This window comes from Paenibacillus polymyxa (assembly GCF_018614975.1).
Taxonomy (GTDB): domain Bacteria; phylum Bacillota; class Bacilli; order Paenibacillales; family Paenibacillaceae; genus Paenibacillus; species Paenibacillus polymyxa_E.
On sequence record NZ_JAGGNR010000004.1, the window covers coordinates 37,106 to 56,260 of the forward strand.

The window sequence follows — 19,155 nt, forward strand, 5'->3', positions numbered from 1 at the left end:
GAGCATATTGCTGAGGTTTACGATTTTTCGTTGTCTGAAGAGCGGCTCAATCAATTTTTGGATAGAGTGGTGAGCGGCGAAATCACCCTGCGATTAACTCCTGATATCGTTTCGGGGATGACATTGTAATGTTCCTACCGAGCCAACTGTTTGGTTGCAATTTGGCTAAGTATCAGTTACTTTGCCTCTCTTCTACTTGCAGATATTTCGATTCATCTTATGTTATCTAAAAGGGTAGAAAAAGCTTTCGTATACTCGAAATCTATCATAAAATAAATAAAAAAAGGGGGATGCATCTTGATTAAATATCTGTTATCCAGTATTGACACACATGCCGATAAGGGGTTTGGTGTTACCGCTGAAGCTTTTAAAAAAGCGGCTGACCATTTAAACAATTCCGATTTCAAGGATGGGATAATTGCGCAATCTGAAATGCCTGTTCTTTATTTATATAGACATTCTATCGAGCTCTTTTTGAAATCTCTAATTATGCATATCCACGAAGAGCTAAATATACCATACTTGCTTGTTACATCCAGCGAAAACCATCAGTTTATGGTCAATGATAAAGGAAATCCGTTATATATTGAAAATTGTCATTCCTTACAACTACTTTTTGAGTACCTTTGCAAGTTAATCAAGGAGAATGATGAGGATTTAAAACTACAAGCTCCAAAAGCAAATTGGCTGATCACAGGTAGAATTAGAGGCTACATGAAATCCATTTATGAACTTGACGATAAAAGCGATTATTTTCGCTATCCGATTTCCCGTGATAAATCGAAAGATAAAGCTAAATATACAATGAAAAAGGTTAAGAATAAGGATTTTAGTCGCTTGGTTGGTAATTCAAAAGGAAAGATGATGTTGGCCACTAAGGATCGAAATGGTGAAATTCAAGACATTTACATGAGGGATGAGAATGTTCTCAAGGAAATCACTACTGTTCTAACTAAAACGACTGGCTTTTTTCACAATTTTCATATCATGACCCGCATTGAATTATGTAATGGATGGTAATTCCATCCGATAAAAAATTAGCGTCTAACAAGGTTCGCGTGCTTGATGCCATCTAAAAACTGATTTGTGATATCATAGTCCACAAATTGTACTTCAATTTTCTCCTGATTAAATCGATCAATATGCCATTTCTCTAAAATATGAGTAAGTCTTGAATCTCTTCGCTCTTTTGAAACAAAGTCGATAGTTGCCGATTCAGCCTGCGTCTTTAAATGATTGGAAGCGAACTCGTCAATGGATACGACGCCGATCTTCAGCTCAATTTGATCATTAAAATAGCGAGTGAACATATGATACATACACGCAATATGCGTGGCTACTTTATAAATGTTTGACCTATTGAAAATATCAAAAATAAGAGCTGTGATCTTAACCTGACCCTCACTAATCTTAATTTGAGCAATGTATGCATTAAACGAAAGCATCGTATCAAGTGTATAATGATGGACTCTTTCTTCCTTGTTTAAATCCTGACTTCTCATAGCGACTTTTTTAACACGATCAACTGAGGTCATTTCAGGCGAACGGTGTTTCCCTCCTCCTTTTCCGTCCGATGCCTCCGATCCTTTCCTTAATCCCTCTCCCATTCTCCGCTGGATGTCTTGCATTTTATCGTTATCCTGCTCAATCGATAGCATATCCAAATACTTTTGGAGAGTTGCTTCATTTTTCATTTTTCCCAGGAAGGAAAGCCCTTGATTCTTGTTATATAAAATTGTACTATGGTCGCGTTCCAACAGATCAATGATTGCACCAAAAGTTACCCTCGTGCCTTCCTTTTGGATACGAGGGATGATTTTATTGAGTATATAATGGTTTTTAAAGATGCTTACCAGAATCCGCTCATTACCCAAAGCTTTTTTAACTGAGGCAACACTGTAGCTGTCAGGCTTCTCCTCTAAAAAACGGATGCCATATTTTCGCATCACAAGCATATGGAGTTGGGTTTTCTTACCGAAAGCGTTAAACGACTCTTTTCTAAAAATATCGGCATCTACAAGTTCTATTATGGAGATGTAAAAAGCTGAGTAGCTTTTTGCTATGCCCATCATTTGAGCATAGTGATACAATTGCTTCATCAACATGACTTTGTTTCCAAAGCTATATATAATCTCGAGATAGATTCTATATTTCTCGCAAACTGCTTGTTTATTAGCATTTGATATAGTCATTATTTCGTTTCCTCCTTTCAAACTCTAATTGTTTCGTATTGGCATCCAATCATGCTGACGAATGTTTCTTTAGACCTCATTTCCTCGATCCCATACGAATTGGTGATTATTTCAACCCCTACTTCGTTTCCCGCGCTATTGATATATAAGCCATCTGGCATTGATAATAGGTTCTCTTTGAGCATATCTTGATACAGCTTTGCTTCCACCTCGTTTCCTTCTTTTCGCATATCGGAAATACGATCTTCAAATTCTTTGCGAATTAGAGTTTCCGTTTTCCAGCTTTTTCGCGACTCTTCTGATAAACTGAAATATTTTTCTGCTATCGCAAGGTCGTGTATCGGGCTTTGAGCATGGTATGCATAACTCAAAGCCCATAAGCGAGCGGCTGTTTCACGCCCAAGCTTACTAAGCTTAAAACAATACACGCTTTTCCCTTGTCTCTTGTAAGCAATCTTTTCGACAAGGCCATCTCGAACAAGGTTTTGGATACGCCTATCAGCTAAGCCGCAAGAGTGAAGATGATCGGAAGAGACATGACCAACTCTGTGCATTGCAGTGAATGCGAGTCGATCTCGGGTAAAAAATTGGGTAACGAGTCGTTTGCTTCGTCTTGCCATTGATGCACCTCCTTTTGCTATATGGATGATTTGTTCGTGGTGGCAATGTTTTTGTGACCATCATAGATGGTCAGAGTGGTATTTGCGTCTCGGAGAGACGGTTGTCGCGACGTACTTTCGCGGCAACATGCTTTGTTGACTCATCAGAAGATGAGGCAATGCCTTTTTGTGTTTCGCAGAAACACTTGTCCCATTGGCAAATGGGGCAACAGCTTTTCCCAAGGGGCGAGTTTCCATGGCTCCGTTTTGCAGGGAGTGCCGTAGGCCGAGCGGTCGGCGATAGGCGAGCACAACGGGGCTTGGTGGTTCTTAGTGAGCCGATTTTCCGTAGGAAAAGGCGAGGTTAGAACCCACCCATTGAAACGAAGCCCCTTATCCCGTAGATGATAGCATCATAGTTATTTGGTTGCGGCATTATAACGATTTTTGGATGAATGCAAAAAAAGGCTCATACGCACCAAGCGCAGGAGCCTCTTCTCGCTTGCGAGAAGCATGGTTTTATATTTGATGACAGCGAACAATCCAAACTATAGTAGCAAACGATGTGCACAATTAAGTTGCAAAATTGGGCATGCAATATTGGAGTAATAGCCACCTCCACACCGTCTTACACAGAGCAATTTCAGTATATTCCTATTTATTCGATCCAATTCAGTCGATTCTCCTGTGGCTGATTTATCAGACAAACGTGTTGTTTTTCGTATTCTTGTCGTGTTTTCCAAGCTAATCCTACTTTCCAACATCGATTTCACGAAAATCTTCAACACCTTTTAACACTAATCTACAGACAATCTGATGTGTTGCTATCAATTAGCGTTTTGGAGATTTCCAAAAGCTGAGGCTCGGTCATTAGTATCAATTTACCGCTGGATTTTATCTAATTTGAGATTTCTCCTTCAACTTTAAACAGACACAACTCTGTTCAGGGTTCCTCAGTAACTCCAATGCTTCTCTCATTAATTTGAGTTCATGTCGTCCAATCAACGTTGTCTTCATTTCATATTTTATATTTCTGTTTCTGTTATCCTTACGATTTACTTTAACCATATATCATCCCCCCATTCGAGTCTGAAGGAGCAGCCACTTGTACTACTAATGCTGATTTTGATGGTAAGTTTACTGTTAATATCCGTAAAAAGTCAACACCAAAAGAAAGTTAATTATTTTATCACAAATCAGCATCAAAAGTATATAAGAACTTATCACACATTGTATGAACATGTTTCATACAACCTCATAAATGTTATGAACAAGTTATGAACATCCTCACATCTATTCGGTAACATGTTCGTAATTCTTATGAATTTGTTACACATCTATCCATAAAAAAAAACCGAGCAACAATCAGATAAGCTATTTGAGTGAGCATTGTTGTCGGCAATGAAAGTTGCTTGCATATTGGAATTTGAAATATAGTCAACTGGGCATGCTTTTGATAACGTCCTTATAATTCCGTGCCACACAATCCTGCGCGGTTTCCCTTGCCTCTTTTAAAGATTCCCACAATATCTAAACCTCCTCCTCTCCTGAACACAGATTTCAGAGGAAGATGTCGATCTGTTACCCAACTCTTCTAAAATCTCGCCTTTCAAAGTAAAAGTACCGAAGAATCGGCTACATTCACCGATATCGACGGTACTTTTATTGATTAATTATCTCTTGATTATTCTTATACATCTGAATAAGAAATCTCAGGGATGGAGAAAGCGTTCGTTATAATCATCGCTTCAATGACAGAAAACCTACCTTCTAATGACCCCACAACTAAGAATAAACCGCCAATCCGAAATTGTTATATTAGTGACAGAGATTCTCAAGGCTCAAGTAATCTCCTCATGTTCAATCCATACTTGGAATTAAGACTTGTATTGATCTAAGAAAAAAGTGTACTGTTCATTTTTTTCATAATTGAATTGACTCCCAAATACTTCTTTTGCCCCTTCGTGCCAACCAATAAACTTATAAATCCTTTTGGTTACTTTCCTGCCTTCACCTGTAACACCACCAGTAATAGCCCCCTCGTTTATTGTCGCAGAAAGCCCACCTTTTCCACTTGTATCATAAAACTCTTCTATCTCCACGGTTTCAGCCGTATTTATTCGAGCGCAATTGCAAGTTCTTGAGCAACTCGGGCTTGAGCTTGAGCCATTTGCGATAAAAGTTCTTGTCTTGCAGTTTCTATTTGCAAACTCGGAAACAGGTGACTCTGCCCCTTTTCACAACCTGACAACTCGCATTTTACATTTCAGGCAAGTTTAACGGAGATGGAATTGATCATATTTCTTATTTATTTCAACTTCACATAAACCTAATCGGTTTTCCTCGCGTTATTTCAGCGTTATTCTGCTATAATTCTCTAACTATTTCTTCATCCAACATAGCTTTTCTCTTTTCCCAGTCGGGCATAAACGAATAAAGCATATTATAGAAGCCGTCCTTGTGGTCATTATATTGAAAATGAATCAATTCGTGTAGCACCACATAGTCAATGCAATGCTTTGGTGCTTTAATAAGCTCGGAATTAAGAAGAATAGTGCTTGAATCAATGAGTGCTGACCCCCAACGTGCCTTCATAATACGCAGGTCAATCTTCGGTCTTTGAATGCCATATTTTTGAACCAGCGAATATTGCTTATCTAAGGACTCTTCAAAAGTTTTGATCGCTTTCTCTCGATACCACTCATCCATCAACTTGGCTTTTCGGGCACGATCATTCGGGTCTTTTACCATGAGAACGATAAAGCCTCGGTAATACTTAACCATCTCTTCTTCAGAAGAAGTTTCTACACGCAAACGGTACTGCTTACCTAAATACTTGTACGACTCACCGCTGACATATTCACGTTCACTTTGTTTGTAAGGCTGAACTTGTTTGAAGTTTTTGACATTCTTCAAGATCCAGCTACCCTTACTTGTTACAAAATCGCATATAAATTTGAGAGGGACTTTTTCCGAAGCCGATACCATAATAGTCATGTTCGGCTTGATACTGATATTTACATTTTTCACATTTTTTCGTTCAACGAAAAATTCTATTACTCGATTAGCATATACTATTTGATGTTTTTCCATTTTTTCACTACCTTAATAACGACGTAATGCCACTGTCTTTATCTGCTCAATAATTTTATCAACTTGGTCAAAGCCAAGACTGACACTATGCTCTTTCGTAAAGTCAAAGATAAGGTCATCTAATTCCTGAGCAATCCGATTGTGCACTTCCATGTTATCATGCCAATCCACTTTGGTGTAAGCACGAATAATGTCTTCCATTTTCACTGCTAACTTAGCCAATAACTCTTCACTCATCATTTGCTCTTTCATGATGTCTTTCGTTACACCATAGAAAGCCTGAGCATTTACATTTTTCCTAATGCTATCAGGATAATCCTCAACAGGCTCCCCTTGCTGATATTCCCTCTTTAGATCATTCATTCTATGCAAATATTCTGCCTCAGAAATACGTTGTTGCTTATAGGCATCAATTGCTTCTTTGATCCGTTCCGAAAACTTCTTATAATAAGCAGGATTCTCATCCCATTTGGTATTGATACTTTTTGTCAGACGTGTACGAATCGCATCTGCCTTTGCTCGTTTTGATTCTAATCGATCCAGCTCTTCTTCAAACGCTTTTTCATTAAGAATATCTACTGGATTAGTAATACGAATAACCTCTTCGGCAGAAATATAATGATCCATAAGCTTCTGCATTTTGGCTTCATATTCCTTATGATCAATGGAATCGGAATAGCGTAGCTTAACAGCCTTACGAAGTTCCTGAAAAAACTTCAAATCCTTCTTATACTTTTTCAATTCTTCTGGAGGCAGAGCATTATAGATCTTCTCAGACTCCAGTGCTATTCCAAGATTTTTCCCGAACTGAGAAAGGACACCGTAGAAATCTTCCCTACGCTCTTCATCCTCCAGCCATACTTCATATTCTTCCGCATCTTGCTTGTTCTTGATTGGAGCAAAGATTTGAAGTAAGTCGGAGTGATATTGCCTCAATGAACCAATCACACTTATTACATCGTATATAGCCCCTTGCAAATCCTTTGGATCGAAGTTCTCAAGCCCTGCACCTGAGTACATCTCTAATGCTTGATCGAGTCGATCCAGCAACCCTCTGTAATCGATTATGAACCCATAGTCTTTACCTTCATACAAGCGATTGACCCTGGCAATTGCCTGTAACAATGTATGCCCTTTCATTGGCTTATCAATATATAAAACAGTTGCCCTTGGTGCATCGAAACCTGTAAGTAGCTTATCAACGACAATTAACAACTCGATCTCATCACCCTCGATGAAATCCTCTTTTATTGCATCTTCATAAGATTCGTCATCACCATAACGATTCATCATTCGGTTCCAAAAATTCAGAACCTTATCTCTGGATACCTCATCAACAACCTCATGTCCTTCTCGTTGATCTGGTGGAGAAATCACAACAGCACAGGTTAAATCACCAAATTCTTCGAAAGCCTCCAAATATCGAATAGCTTCGATCTTGCTGTTGGTTGCAAGCATGGCTTTGAACTGACTTCCCTGTGTTTTATAGTTATCCAAAAAGTGCTGATTTATATCAAATGCAATCATACTGATCCGTTGATTAGATGAAGCAATTCGCTCGAACTGACTCCACTTTTTCATAACTTCATCCTTTTGCTTATCATTTAAGTTACGAGTAATCATTTCCAAACGGGTGTCAATTGCCTTTTGATTAACGGTTTGATCGACCATTTTCCCTTCATAAAGGAGAGGAACAATCGCCTTGTCTTTTACGCCGTCAGCAATCGTATATGTATGAATCAACTTACCAAATTTAATCATGGTGCTCTTTTCTTTCTTCATCAGAGGTGTACCTGTAAAACCCAAATAACAGGCATTAGGAAAAACCTTTTTCATTTTGATGTGAAGTTCACCATACTGTGTTCGATGAGATTCATCGACCAATATAAAGATATCCTTGGATTCTATAGGCTTTAGCTGTGTCGAAGCCGTATCGAACTTGTGAACCAAGGTTGTTATAATATCCGCATTGTTGTCTTTAATAAGATCAACAAGATGTGACCCTTTAGTTGCTCTACTTGCCTTTAACCTGGTGTGCTTAAATGTCTTTTGTATTTGTTTATCGAGTTCTATTCTATCCGTAACAATTAATACTTTAGGATTAACCTCGTTCATCTCGGATAGGATATACTTCGCCAGCATCACCATTGTCAAGCTCTTACCTGAACCCTGGGTATGCCATATGACGCCAGACTGACGATTTCCACTTTCGTCATACTCTTGAATCGTTTTAATGATTTCTTTGATGGCAAAGTATTGCTGGTAACGAGCAACCTTCTTTACATCCTTATCAAACAAAGTAAAGAAGTGCGTCAATTCCAATAACCGTTCAGGATGAAATAGCGATATGATGTTTTTGTCTTGCATAGTTGGCATGCGATCGCTAACTGTCTCATTCAGCAAAGCTTGCAACCACTCTTCCTTCTCTTCTTTCCAGACTGACCAGAATTTCTTTGGTGTGTTGCATGTTGCGTACTTCGTCTCATTTTTATTCGTGGACATGACGATCTGTGCATACTTGAAGAGCTGAGGAGCATAGTCTTTCCCCTGGTTTCGAATCATTTGGCTAATTCCTTGCTCCATGGAGATTGATGCCTTCTTGCACTCGATAACTGCAAACGGGATCCCATTTACGAATAAAACAACATCAGGACGTACCGTGCCACGCCCATCCATCCGCTCTACAGCAAATTCCTCAACCACATGGAAAACATTGTTGTCGAAGTTATCCCAATCTACATACTGAATCGTAAACGACTTCTTTGAGCCATCAGGTAGGAACTCAGTATAGCTTCGCCCTAACATCAGGGTTTCAAAGATCTTTTCATTCGTCTTTACAAGACCATACGTCAATGGCTCATCCAAATCCCGAATGGCTTGCTGAATACTTTTCCGACTGAATTTATACGTAACGCCCTTGTATTCATATGAGTTGAACTCTTTTAACTTTGCTTCCAATACCGTTTTAATTAAAACCTCATAGAGACTACCACGCATTAATTCAGCTTGCTCAGGAGTAAGAATCTTATAATTCAATCCTTGTAAGACCTCAAGGGCAGGCTGTTGGCTGATATATCGCTCATCGTAACTACTCGGTCTTTCCATATTCCCACCTCCAAGTCAGAGTTTAACGAAAGAGGGCAAAGGTTAGACCTTTACCCGCACTTTTCCTGTAAGTAAAAGTTGCATAAGACCTTTCCTTTGAATTCCAGTTTCTTTAAGGTCCCTTTCTAACAAGTAAATTTCTTCATCAGCTTTTGATAGAAAATCAACTATTGCACTTTGCTCTCTAACATCATAAGGATATGAGATGTTGACTTCACCTAAGTCACCTAAGTTTATTTTTTGCGGGATTGCGGTTGTTAACGATTTGCTCAGTATTTCCCTCTTAAAAATATCCGTACCCATATATTGAACTAAGAATTCAGGCATAATCTTGTCCTTAGTCTTCAATAACGCTAAGCTAACATAAATACTTGATTCATGATCCCAATCTACCAGGACCGCATCCCCAATACTACCAATCCTTGTGATTAAAATATCATTCCTTTCAACCTTACATCTTGAACTAATCGCTTCATGCTCCTCTTGAGTAATATATTTACTATTTTCAAAATCCTTTCGTGTAACATTTTCCACGCTATAGAACGGTATACCACTATCTACATATTTAGGTGTACTGTGTGTGCCATCCATGATTTTATCACACAATTTTTTCAACTTATCTTTCTTCCATTCACCTTCATACCCTGGCAACCTGCCATTACCCGTCAACAACTTCTGCATTAACCCTTTTTTCTGCTTTTTTTTCTGTTCGATTAGCTTTTCTTTTAACTCAATTGCTTTGTCCCAGGTAGAAAGGATTGAGGCAATTTTTTGTTGCTCTTCTTCTTTAGAGGGAATTAGTAATCTCATTTTTTTCAACTCAGGTATTCTAATATTTGCAACAATTGATCCATTCCCTTTCAAAGGAGCAAGTTGTTTCTGAAAGTAACTGGACAATAAAGATAAATACAAGTATTTGGGTTGTATTAGCTTCTGATTTGCTTTAAGTTGTAACATTCTTTGACCTAAAAAGAACCTCTCTTCACTGCGAATAATCCCCACTTCACCCATTGGAGCTTCTCTCGTCAAAATAACATCATTAATATTAAGCTCTCCTCTAACACTCCATGCTTTGTAAGTTTCCTCTGTTACATAATTAACATTGATGGTATCAATTTTCCCATTCCTTATATTCGAAGTTCTTAGCATCTTATACGGGGTGATGTATTCAACTATTGGTGCCGTTTTATGTTGGCAATCAGTAATAGTGCAAGCGTCATCAACTGATATAATCTTCCATCCATCCATGTTCATTCACCTACAATCCAAGCTCTTTAAGATATTTATCCATTTGTTCCTCTACCTCTTGAAGCTCCTGCTTAATACTCACAATATTCTCTTTCAGTTTTCCCATATTCACTTGCTCTTCTTCTTCGAAAGTATCGACATAACGCGGAATATTTAAATTGAAGTCATTCTCTTTAATTTCATTTATCGTTGCAACATATGAATATTTTTCAATAGATTCATACTTCTCATACGTTTCCATGATTTTTTGTAGATCTTCTTCACGCAATTTGTTCTGATTCTTACCCTTTCCATAATTCCCTTCAGCTGAAGCATCAATGAATATTACATCTTTACGGTTTCGATCCTTCTTGAAAACCATAATACATGCTGGGATACTTGTCCCAAAGAACAATCCTTCTGGCAAACCAATAACAGCATCTAATAGATTCATTTCAATGATTTGCTGACGAATTTTCCCTTCACTTGATCCACGGAATAACACACCATGCGGAAGGATCGTTGCCATACGGCCATTTTCAGCTAACGAGTACAGCATGTGTTGTACGAACGCATAATCACCTTTAGATGTAGGTGGCACGCCCCACTCAAATCGCCTAAACTGATCCAAGCTTGCTTCCATTTTGAACTTCTCATCTGTATTTGCCTCGCCAGCAAAGCCCATCGCCCACTTATCGAGAGAAAAGGGAGGATTAGCAACAATCGCTGAATACCGCATCAATTTTCCGTCTTCTAAGTGGAGGGGATTGGATAATGTATCTCCCCACTCGATCTTTGCGTCATCTATTCCATGTAAGTACATATTCATAAGAGCTAAAGAATGAGTGGCTCCATTCCTTTCCTGTCCATAAATAGCAACCTTTTTATTTGGCACTTGATTAGCTACCTTAATTAGCAAGGAGCCTGAACCGCATGTTGGGTCGTAGATACGCTCGTTCTCCTGTGGCTTTACCAACCGAGCTAACAATTCCGATACCATGGTAGGGGTGAAGAACTCTCCTCCCTTTTTACCTGCATCTGAAGCAAATCGTTCGATCATGTACTGGTATGCATCCCCGATGACATCTTCACTTCCAACAACGGAAGGCTTTAAAGTCAGCTTATTAAAATCCTCTAACAAAGACCGAAGCATCGCATTACGTTCTTTTGCTTTTCCAAGGATTGCTTCACTATTAAAGTCGATATTACGAAAAACACCTCGCAGTTTACCTGTGTTTCCGTTTTCCAAGCGTTCCAATGCCTTATTGATGATCTCGCCAATTTCAGGATCAGTTCGTTTGCTATATAAATAATCAAAAGTGGATAGTTCGTCTAATACAAAACGCTCCCTGGATAATGCACGTTGAATCCGTTGTTGATCGCCATCGTAACGTTTGGTATATTCTTCAACATGCTCTTTGTACGCATCACTCAAATACTTGATAAACAGCATCGTCAGGATGTAATCCTTATATGTACTGGAATCAATTTTTCCTCGAAATGTATCCGCCGCTTGCCATAAAACTGCATTTATTTGTTGTGATGTGACTTGCTCAATCATCTTTCTTCCCCCTAAATTCTACTTCCCTATTATTGTTCAAGTAGCCTTTATTACAATAATACATGATAGGAAGGAGAGTGAGTATCTCTCCCTCTTTAACAATTATCGGTATTAATCAATCATCACATAAGAATCAGAGATTCCCATCATATGATAGCTCTCACTATAGTTGTGCTCCTGCCTCTTTCTCGCTTGCTCCATCACTGCTTGATACTCTTCGTCAGATCCAAGTAACAATTGTGCGATATCACGTTGCTTATCAATCGCAAGCTTTGGCAACTTAATCGACGCAACATCCTTATGACTCAATACAGTGACGGTTGTTCCACGCTGATAGGCTTGTAGGTAATATTGTCCAATGGGACTCTCCAGAAACGCCTTAATAAAATTCGGGTCGTATTGCATTGGGTCCAATACACGAATTCGAAGGAAATTCTGAGAAAATACCAACGGCTTCTCTTTGACATCTTCTTGAGTCACCACAGTCATTTTAAGCGTAGTACCACGACTGGACAGTAATAAGTCACCTGGCTCCAACTCATACTCTCGTGCTTTTTTTGGACTCAATGTAATCCCCTTCAGTCCATCTGGTATGATCTTTCCTTCTTGCACATCAACAAGATTCACCAAGTAATGGGTTGGCTCTGCATCATCGGAATCATCCTTTGTAGGATTAAGCCCCCTATCGACCTCTGCAATTTCACCCAGTGCTATTTTCGGGAGATCAGACTGCTCATAGTGCTTACGGTTAATGTTTGCTCGCCCGATCTTAGTGTCTACCTCTGCCTTTTCGAAGTACCTCAATGGGAGCAGACTCCAATCATTAGATGAGATCTCGCTGACTGGCACGCTTCTGCTGTACCCATCGATATGAGAGTAATTACGATATGCCATAACAATGTCTTCAATGTCAGACTCACGCAGTTCATTCTGATTTCGCATCGCCTTCTTGAAGCCATCTTCGGCATTGATGAACAATATTCGGTCACTCATCGTAGTAGGTTTGTTCTTATTAATAATCAGTACAGCCACAGGTATTCCAGTACCGATGAATAGGTTGGATGGCAAGCCAATGACGGCTTCGATCAACTCTTCCTGAATCAAGTTTGCACGAATTCTCGCTTCGGAAGCACCCCTTTGAAGTACACCATGAGGAACCACAATAACCGCCTTACCGTCTTTCTTGAGGGAAGCAATACTGTGAAGGACAAAAGCCATATCCCCATAAGCCCGACTCGGAAGACCGTATCTGAAACGTCCGTATACATCTTTCTCAGCTTCATCATAGCCCCAATTACTCACTGCGAACGGTGGCGAATTAAGGATTCCATCAAACTTCATTAAGTGTCCCTCTTCATCCTTCAACTGAGGTGAGGTGATGGTATTACCCAGCTTAACATCAGTTATTTCGGGATATAACCCATGTATGATTAGATTCATTATCCCTAAAGCACGAGTCTGAGGATTGATCTCTTGACCAAATAGCTTAACCTCCTCATGGTTCAACTGTGCGTACTTATAAGCCTCGATTAAAAAACCATTTAATCCTGAAGCATGGTCACATATCATTCCACTTGTCTTATCAAGAAGGCGTGGAAGAAGTGTGCTAATGCTTTTTGGACTATTTCCCTCCCCGCCCTGAGTACCTTCCCTTGAAATGAAAGCCTCCAGTAAATTGTCTAAGTATCGTGTAACTGTTCCTGTTAATGGATTTGAATCCTCGTATAAGTCACGATTGTAAGAATGGCGATTTAAAATATTTTCGACAACCTTATATAGACTCAGATCATTACGATATCGGCTGTAATCATTTAAAGTAAAGACATCCTTTAAGGAAGGATTCAATCTCTCCAGCTCTCGAAAAGCTATGGATAGCCTTTTTCCTAAATCTAATCCATTCGATGTAACTATCTCCCAGGACTGGTTATTCGGGATATTGAATCCATGATCGGTGTTTTCACATAAGAGCTTATAAGTCAGCATCGGTTGCAAAGTAAGCCTCATCTCGCTGTTTTGCATCTCGCTTCTCCAATTATCCCCAATAACCCATGCATCTTTCTCAGCCTCATTAAGAACTGCGTTTCTCATTCTATACAACCTCCTCGTTTTTGCAATTACATTAAATATGTATTGACAATACACATTAAAACCAGTTGTGTACGTGCTGTATTTCCTTGTTTTCTATAATAACTAATCCACGCCAATTTGTAAAGAGTATTGCCAATATTCTTTTTTAGTATTTATCTGTTACTTTTTTTGGTTTGACGACACATTAATCCACATCTACTCTCACTATAAAAAAACCGCAAATAAATGCGGTTCATCGACTTGCCCAATACAATTTTGGTCCCATTGCCACGAGTATCTCATCAAGAATGTAAGCCAGCTTTCTTATCGTACCGTCCAGGTCATCTTCTGGTTTAAAACTAACTCCTATCTTCCGATTCTTCGCCATAAATGCAGGGTGAACTGTTCAAAGTTCAGTAACTTTCTCTTGAATCGAGGTGAGTCCATATTTATTTCGAGTACTCACTCTAAAGTTAACGCCACTTCGACCTCCGCCAATCGAGATCTGACAATCATAACTGTTATGCTTCTTAGCTTTCCACACATTGGTTAAATAGGGTACGTGATCTCTTAGCTTTACAAGTATATATTGCTTAACTTCTTCAACTCGCTCAAAATTATAATCTGTGACAGCAATTGCTCGTCCAGTATGAGTTGACGGAACTTGTGAATAAACGTCAAATAGCTCCAGCGGCGGACACACGGAATCCCCTATTCATTGTAACTTTCCCATACATCAAGCTTGTACAATTTGTTAAGCTCCTCTACCTTAACGACGGCTTCTTCATCTACACTCAAGGCATAAAAATCGATGTACTTATTTTTTGGCTTCTCATGTATGTTTTTACTCGTTCAAGATGACCCTCATGGAATCCTGAAACAATCCAAATAATAGTTCCTTCCGATATTGCATTTAACATTTCAAGCACTTTCTCTAAGTAGTGTTTATCAGATTGATTGATCTGTGTTTCAACAAAAATTGGTAATCTCCAAGACGGATTAATCGCATACATATCCACTTTCCTAAATGAAAAAAGCCGAAGTAAACCAGATAAATGCCTGATTTCTTGGCTTCTTGCAACTTAGAATGCTATGGAGTGTTATTGCAAAACTATATTCTTGAATTATAAATGTATACAACTGCCACTTAAATTATTAAACAATCTTATCGTTCTGAAGGTTTATCGCTAAATACGTTCTTCTCAGATATAACTTTCAATTCTTACTCACTTTTTATAATACATCGAAAATACATCCAAAATCTGCTCCAGTCCATCCAGCGCCTCTTGAGCCAGCGCACTTCTTTCTGTTTGAGCGGGTGGTGATGGAAACAAATTGGGATTAGGTGTTACTTTTAAGAGATTTTCCTCCGCAAAATTAAATCTCTGATTGATTTGCAATATATAAGCGTTATATGTCGACATATCAATATTTTCCTCACCTTGCAATAATAATTGATCAATCGCTGATCTGGGTATATTCGTTAATTTTGAGAGCGTTAATCTTGAGTACCCTTTTTGCCGCATGAATGCAATTATGGACTCTTTAACGGTTTGCTGATGATTATAATAGTTAACCATAGATACCGCTCCTCCCCCATTTTCAATGTCCTAATTTGCCCTACCACAATGGCTATAAATTCTTTACACGCCTGCTCGTGCCATCTCCCTTGATTACTCCTTAGGAAGTGAATTCAGGAATGCTTTATATCGCTGTTTCTCTTTCTCTATGGTTGAAACAGCATAAACCGTAAACCCTTCTGCATTTTGCTCTTCAAGAAATTGAAAATATTCGAGCTTATTTTCCTTTGGAATTACAAGAGGCACAACTTGATTTTGTAACAACAGAAACATCATAAGCAATCGACCTGTTCGTCCATTACCATCGGCATAAGGATGGATTCGCTCGAACGCAATGTGACTGGAGCAGATTGAAAGAATGATATCATCAGATGACTTCGCTTTTTGAATACGATTGTTCAGATTTAGAAGCCACTGATCCATAAGTGAAGGCGTTTCTTTTGGAGAAGCTGTAGAGAATGTCGCTCGTACAATTGCATTCTCGTGGGACTTGAAATGCCCCTTCTCATGATCAAGTCTATCCATCAGAAGAGAATGAACGTCATGAATGAAAGATATCGTAAGCTCTTGATCGATATTCTCTATAATATAGTTGAAAGCTAACCGATGATTTTCTATTTCGTAAAATTCATGAACTGAAATTTCACCAGGAATTACTCGATAAAGTAGGATGGAAACAGCCTCGCTAAACGTGCTCGTGTTATTCTCAATTGCACAAGAATGATGTGTCATACGTACTAAAAGGTCATCCAAATATTCTTTTGGAAGATGCATCATAAATCACCCGTTCCTAAAAAGCTTGGAGATTTGTTTGATATGAACATACACAAGCATATTAATTCCGTCAATAAAAACTGGATGGTGTTGCAATTGTAACCACATTGAAAATAAATCCAAACTCCATCTTGCTTTATGCTCAAAATAGGATTATACATGGTATAACGATCAGACGGAGGGGTGAAAACGATTGGAGAAGTTGACCGATCTTGAAGGCTTAACAAAGGAGTTTTCATTTGCCATAAAGTCAGTGAAAAATACAGACAAGTCAGGAGAGCCGAGTTCGGAGGAGATTCAGAGGGCAACGATTATATTTATCGACGATACCATGCTATATGTTACTGAACATCTTACTAAGGGTTATTGGTATGATTGGGTTTCGAAAGACGGGAAATTGCTGTTTCATCACGATCCTGAAAGTACAACTCAAAACTTCTATCATCGGGATTTGTATTCGATATTAAGGGGAATTGTTACGTTTCACCTCTTGATAGGTGAAACCCATGAGTAGTAATTCAAATCAGTATTGGACAACTTTGGTGAATTTTACTGGTTAACCACTCATTGAAGAGTGCATAAAAGTCTTTTCGCAAATGCCTTTTATTGAACCCTATATCTTTAGAGTCTAATTGCATAATACTTATCAGATGAACGAACAACGTTGCGTGCAATGTAACCATAGCGTAGGCTCGTTTCAAAATTAGAATGAGTTCACCATACCTTTATAGATGATCGGAACCCTTTGATGAATAAGCAACTTACTTCCGAAGATGGCATGCGTAAGACCCATAGAAGAACTTTTTGTCCCTATATATAGGACTATGTATTCCGAAAGTTGTTTTGCCTCATAAACGTCGACTTTCACCTCGTCTTTTGAAATTCCAATGCTATCGATCTTCGTATGAAATACCATTTCCATAATAAGCTAACCAAATAAAAAGAAGCCTTGGGATTAACCCTCAACCCCTTCAATTGGAAGACCAGTGATCTCAGCAACTTTATCTGGATCAAGGTCCTTCAGCATTTTTTTGGCAAAATCACATGCCTGTTCTTTTAAGGCTTGCTCTTTTTCCTGTAAGTAGATCTTCTCAACCTTTGTCATTCTCATCCGCTACCTTACATTCTTCAAATATCCCTCTCCCATATTGGTTCGCTAATACTTCAACCGCTTTTTCAAGAATAGCCTTTTCCCGTACAATCATAAATTGGGTTGAATAATCATCGCAAATTATTTCCGAGCTGTTTAATGCTTCTAATGCTTTTTCAAATGTCATCCATTCAACGATCATTCCAAGCCCTACTTCACTTTCAGTAAGCATCGAGTTACTTACGCGGCTGTGTACTTTTGCTACAAAACAGTAGGAATGTTGCATAAAATTATTTTTGTTCTTATGCTCCTCGACGTAACCCAATTCACATATAATCTCAGCTTCATAGCCTGTCTCTTCCTTTATTTCACGTAGAAACGCATCTCTGATCTCTTCGCCTTCATCAATTCCTCCGCCAGGAAACTTATAAAGGTTAATTTTTGACATGTACATCATAGCAATATGCATCTTGTCGTCCACTAATACACCCCTTGAGGCATAACGACTTATGGTTTCCATGAATTCAGGAGCACCACCAATGAAATCACTGTCGGTTATTCTTCTTAACAATTGCATGAACTCACTCCTGTCACTTGTTCAGTAAACCGAAGTCTTTAGAAACAAAATTACAAATACAGATGAAATTCTGACTATCTCCCAATGGCTGTATTTGACACAAATATAGTATTAGCCATAAAATTGGTTAAATAAGGTCAAACCAATAAAATTTGAACTTAATGGGGGCTACAATGCTTAAAAGATACGATCCATCAAATCCTGAAATGATTCACTCTGCGGTCTGTTTTACTGATATTCTCGGTTTTTCCCAAATGATACTTGATGCTCAAGGTAATGGGACGGGAAATCAACTTCTTCAACGTCTACACAAACTTTTAACTGAACAATACAATGAACTGAAGCCAACAGAAGATTACATTGGCGTATTCAAAGCCTTTACGGACAATATCATAATCGGTCTCCCTATCATTGAAGATGGAGAGGTTCAGCTCGGCAGTATTTTTCTTAATTTCGCTTCATTTCAGTCAGCATTAACCTTGGAAGGTTTCTTTATCCGAGGCGGTATTGCAATCGGCGATTATTACGGTGACAATGAATTTGCTTATGGCCCTTCAATTATTGAGGCACATCATCTTGAAAACAATAAAGCTATTTTTCCGAGAATAATACTGAGCGATGAGACTGTTATTATGGTTCGCCAACATCTCGCTTACTATACTGAACCTGAGTGGGCACCGCAAAGGACAGAATTACTCATTGATAATAGAGATGGCAAATGGTTTATTAACTACCTTGAGGCTCTTATGTTTGATGTCCATGAACATGGAAACTACGACTATGTTATTCATCATTTACTCGTTCACAAACAAGCAATCGAACAGAATTTGGCGAAATTTCAAGGAAATCAACAAGTCTATCTAAAATACGAATGGGCGGCACAATATCATAATTATTTTTGTCAGCACAATATTCCTCAACACTTTCAACAACAACACAGTTTATTAATCACTCAACAACCCGTTGGAGATTTTGGCTATATCGTTTAATGGAGATGCGTTTTCTCTCTAACTTAGAAGGATAACATTTCAGCGGCGATTAATCGCCGCTTTTTTGTTTTATGAAACTCCCTCAACAGTTTCAAGGTTACTATATTCCTGCTTTTAATAGTGATGAGAAAAGCTAAGTGAATTCAGTCGCTCTATGTCTAAACATCAATTCGGCTACAAAGATATTTTCAACATAGCATCAGCCAATAATGTTACCTTTTAAACTGGATAAGTACCTCAAATTCAACTCCCTCATTCTTCCTCCAAAAAGTCGCTACTTTGTAGAAAACTAAAAATAACT

15 protein-coding genes are annotated in these 19,155 nt (G+C 38.6%); 3 read left to right on the forward strand and 12 right to left on the reverse strand.

Annotated elements, in window-relative coordinates; genetic code table 11:
* The first annotated feature begins 297 nt into the window (after window positions 1-297).
* Window positions 298-1,020 carry a hypothetical protein gene (locus tag J7E78_RS01425; RefSeq protein ID WP_215074597.1) on the forward strand — a complete coding sequence of 241 codons (723 nt, stop codon included), beginning with the start codon at window positions 298-300 and terminating at the stop codon, window positions 1,018-1,020.
* 17 nt (window positions 1,021-1,037) lie between these two features.
* Here the strand turns inward: J7E78_RS01425 and J7E78_RS01430 are convergent, their stop codons facing one another.
* From J7E78_RS01430 to J7E78_RS01475, 10 genes are all read right to left on the reverse strand, one after another.
* Window positions 1,038-2,192, reverse strand: a complete 1,155-nt coding sequence (locus tag J7E78_RS01430) for a hypothetical protein (protein ID WP_215074598.1) — start codon at window positions 2,190-2,192, stop codon at window positions 1,038-1,040.
* Between the two features lie 17 nt (window positions 2,193-2,209).
* On the reverse strand, window positions 2,210-2,812 hold the full coding sequence (locus J7E78_RS01435; protein ID WP_215074599.1) for a hypothetical protein: 603 nt from the start codon (window positions 2,810-2,812) through the stop codon (window positions 2,210-2,212).
* Window positions 2,813-4,668: 1,856 nt separating this feature from the next.
* Entirely contained in the window at window positions 4,669-4,893 is a 225-nt protein-coding gene (locus J7E78_RS01440; RefSeq protein WP_215074600.1) for a hypothetical protein, read from the reverse strand.
* Window positions 4,894-5,158: 265 nt separating this feature from the next.
* Entirely contained in the window at window positions 5,159-5,884 is a 726-nt protein-coding gene (locus tag J7E78_RS01445) for a M48 family metallopeptidase (protein ID WP_215074601.1), read from the reverse strand.
* Window positions 5,885-5,896: 12 nt separating this feature from the next.
* Window positions 5,897-8,989: a type I restriction endonuclease subunit R gene (locus J7E78_RS01450; protein ID WP_215074602.1), complete on the reverse strand. Its 3,093-nt coding sequence runs from the start codon at window positions 8,987-8,989 to the stop codon at window positions 5,897-5,899.
* Window positions 8,990-9,031: 42 nt separating this feature from the next.
* Window positions 9,032-10,237: a restriction endonuclease subunit S gene (locus tag J7E78_RS01455; RefSeq protein ID WP_215074603.1), complete on the reverse strand. Its 1,206-nt coding sequence runs from the start codon at window positions 10,235-10,237 to the stop codon at window positions 9,032-9,034.
* Window positions 10,238-10,247: 10 nt separating this feature from the next.
* Window positions 10,248-11,777, reverse strand: a complete 1,530-nt coding sequence (locus J7E78_RS01460; RefSeq protein ID WP_215074604.1) for a type I restriction-modification system subunit M — start codon at window positions 11,775-11,777, stop codon at window positions 10,248-10,250.
* Between the two features lie 111 nt (window positions 11,778-11,888).
* On the reverse strand, window positions 11,889-13,865 hold the full coding sequence (locus J7E78_RS01465) for an N-6 DNA methylase (RefSeq protein WP_215074605.1): 1,977 nt from the start codon (window positions 13,863-13,865) through the stop codon (window positions 11,889-11,891).
* 1,205 nt (window positions 13,866-15,070) lie between these two features.
* Window positions 15,071-15,424 (reverse strand): hypothetical protein, encoded by a 354-nt coding sequence (locus J7E78_RS01470; RefSeq protein ID WP_215074606.1) that lies wholly within the window; start codon window positions 15,422-15,424, stop codon window positions 15,071-15,073.
* A gap of 93 nt (window positions 15,425-15,517) precedes the next feature.
* Window positions 15,518-16,201 carry a Fic family protein gene (locus J7E78_RS01475; protein ID WP_215074607.1) on the reverse strand — a complete coding sequence of 228 codons (684 nt, stop codon included), beginning with the start codon at window positions 16,199-16,201 and terminating at the stop codon, window positions 15,518-15,520.
* A 190-nt stretch (window positions 16,202-16,391) separates the two neighbouring features.
* Between J7E78_RS01475 and J7E78_RS01480 the strand changes: the two genes are divergently transcribed.
* Window positions 16,392-16,712, forward strand: coding sequence for a hypothetical protein (locus J7E78_RS01480; RefSeq protein ID WP_215074608.1), 321 nt, complete (start codon window positions 16,392-16,394; stop codon window positions 16,710-16,712).
* 441 nt (window positions 16,713-17,153) lie between these two features.
* Here the strand turns inward: J7E78_RS01480 and J7E78_RS01485 are convergent, their stop codons facing one another.
* The gene (locus J7E78_RS01485; RefSeq protein ID WP_215074609.1) at window positions 17,154-17,303 is read right to left on the reverse strand and encodes a hypothetical protein; all 150 of its coding nucleotides are present in this window, start codon (window positions 17,301-17,303) and stop codon (window positions 17,154-17,156) included.
* Window positions 17,290-17,865: an NUDIX hydrolase gene (locus tag J7E78_RS01490; protein WP_215074610.1), complete on the reverse strand. Its 576-nt coding sequence runs from the start codon at window positions 17,863-17,865 to the stop codon at window positions 17,290-17,292. The genes J7E78_RS01485 and J7E78_RS01490 overlap by 14 nt, the downstream gene beginning before the upstream one ends.
* A gap of 173 nt (window positions 17,866-18,038) precedes the next feature.
* Between J7E78_RS01490 and J7E78_RS01495 the strand changes: the two genes are divergently transcribed.
* Window positions 18,039-18,854 (forward strand): hypothetical protein, encoded by an 816-nt coding sequence (locus tag J7E78_RS01495; RefSeq protein WP_215074611.1) that lies wholly within the window; start codon window positions 18,039-18,041, stop codon window positions 18,852-18,854.
* Window positions 18,855-19,155 lie beyond the last annotated feature (301 nt).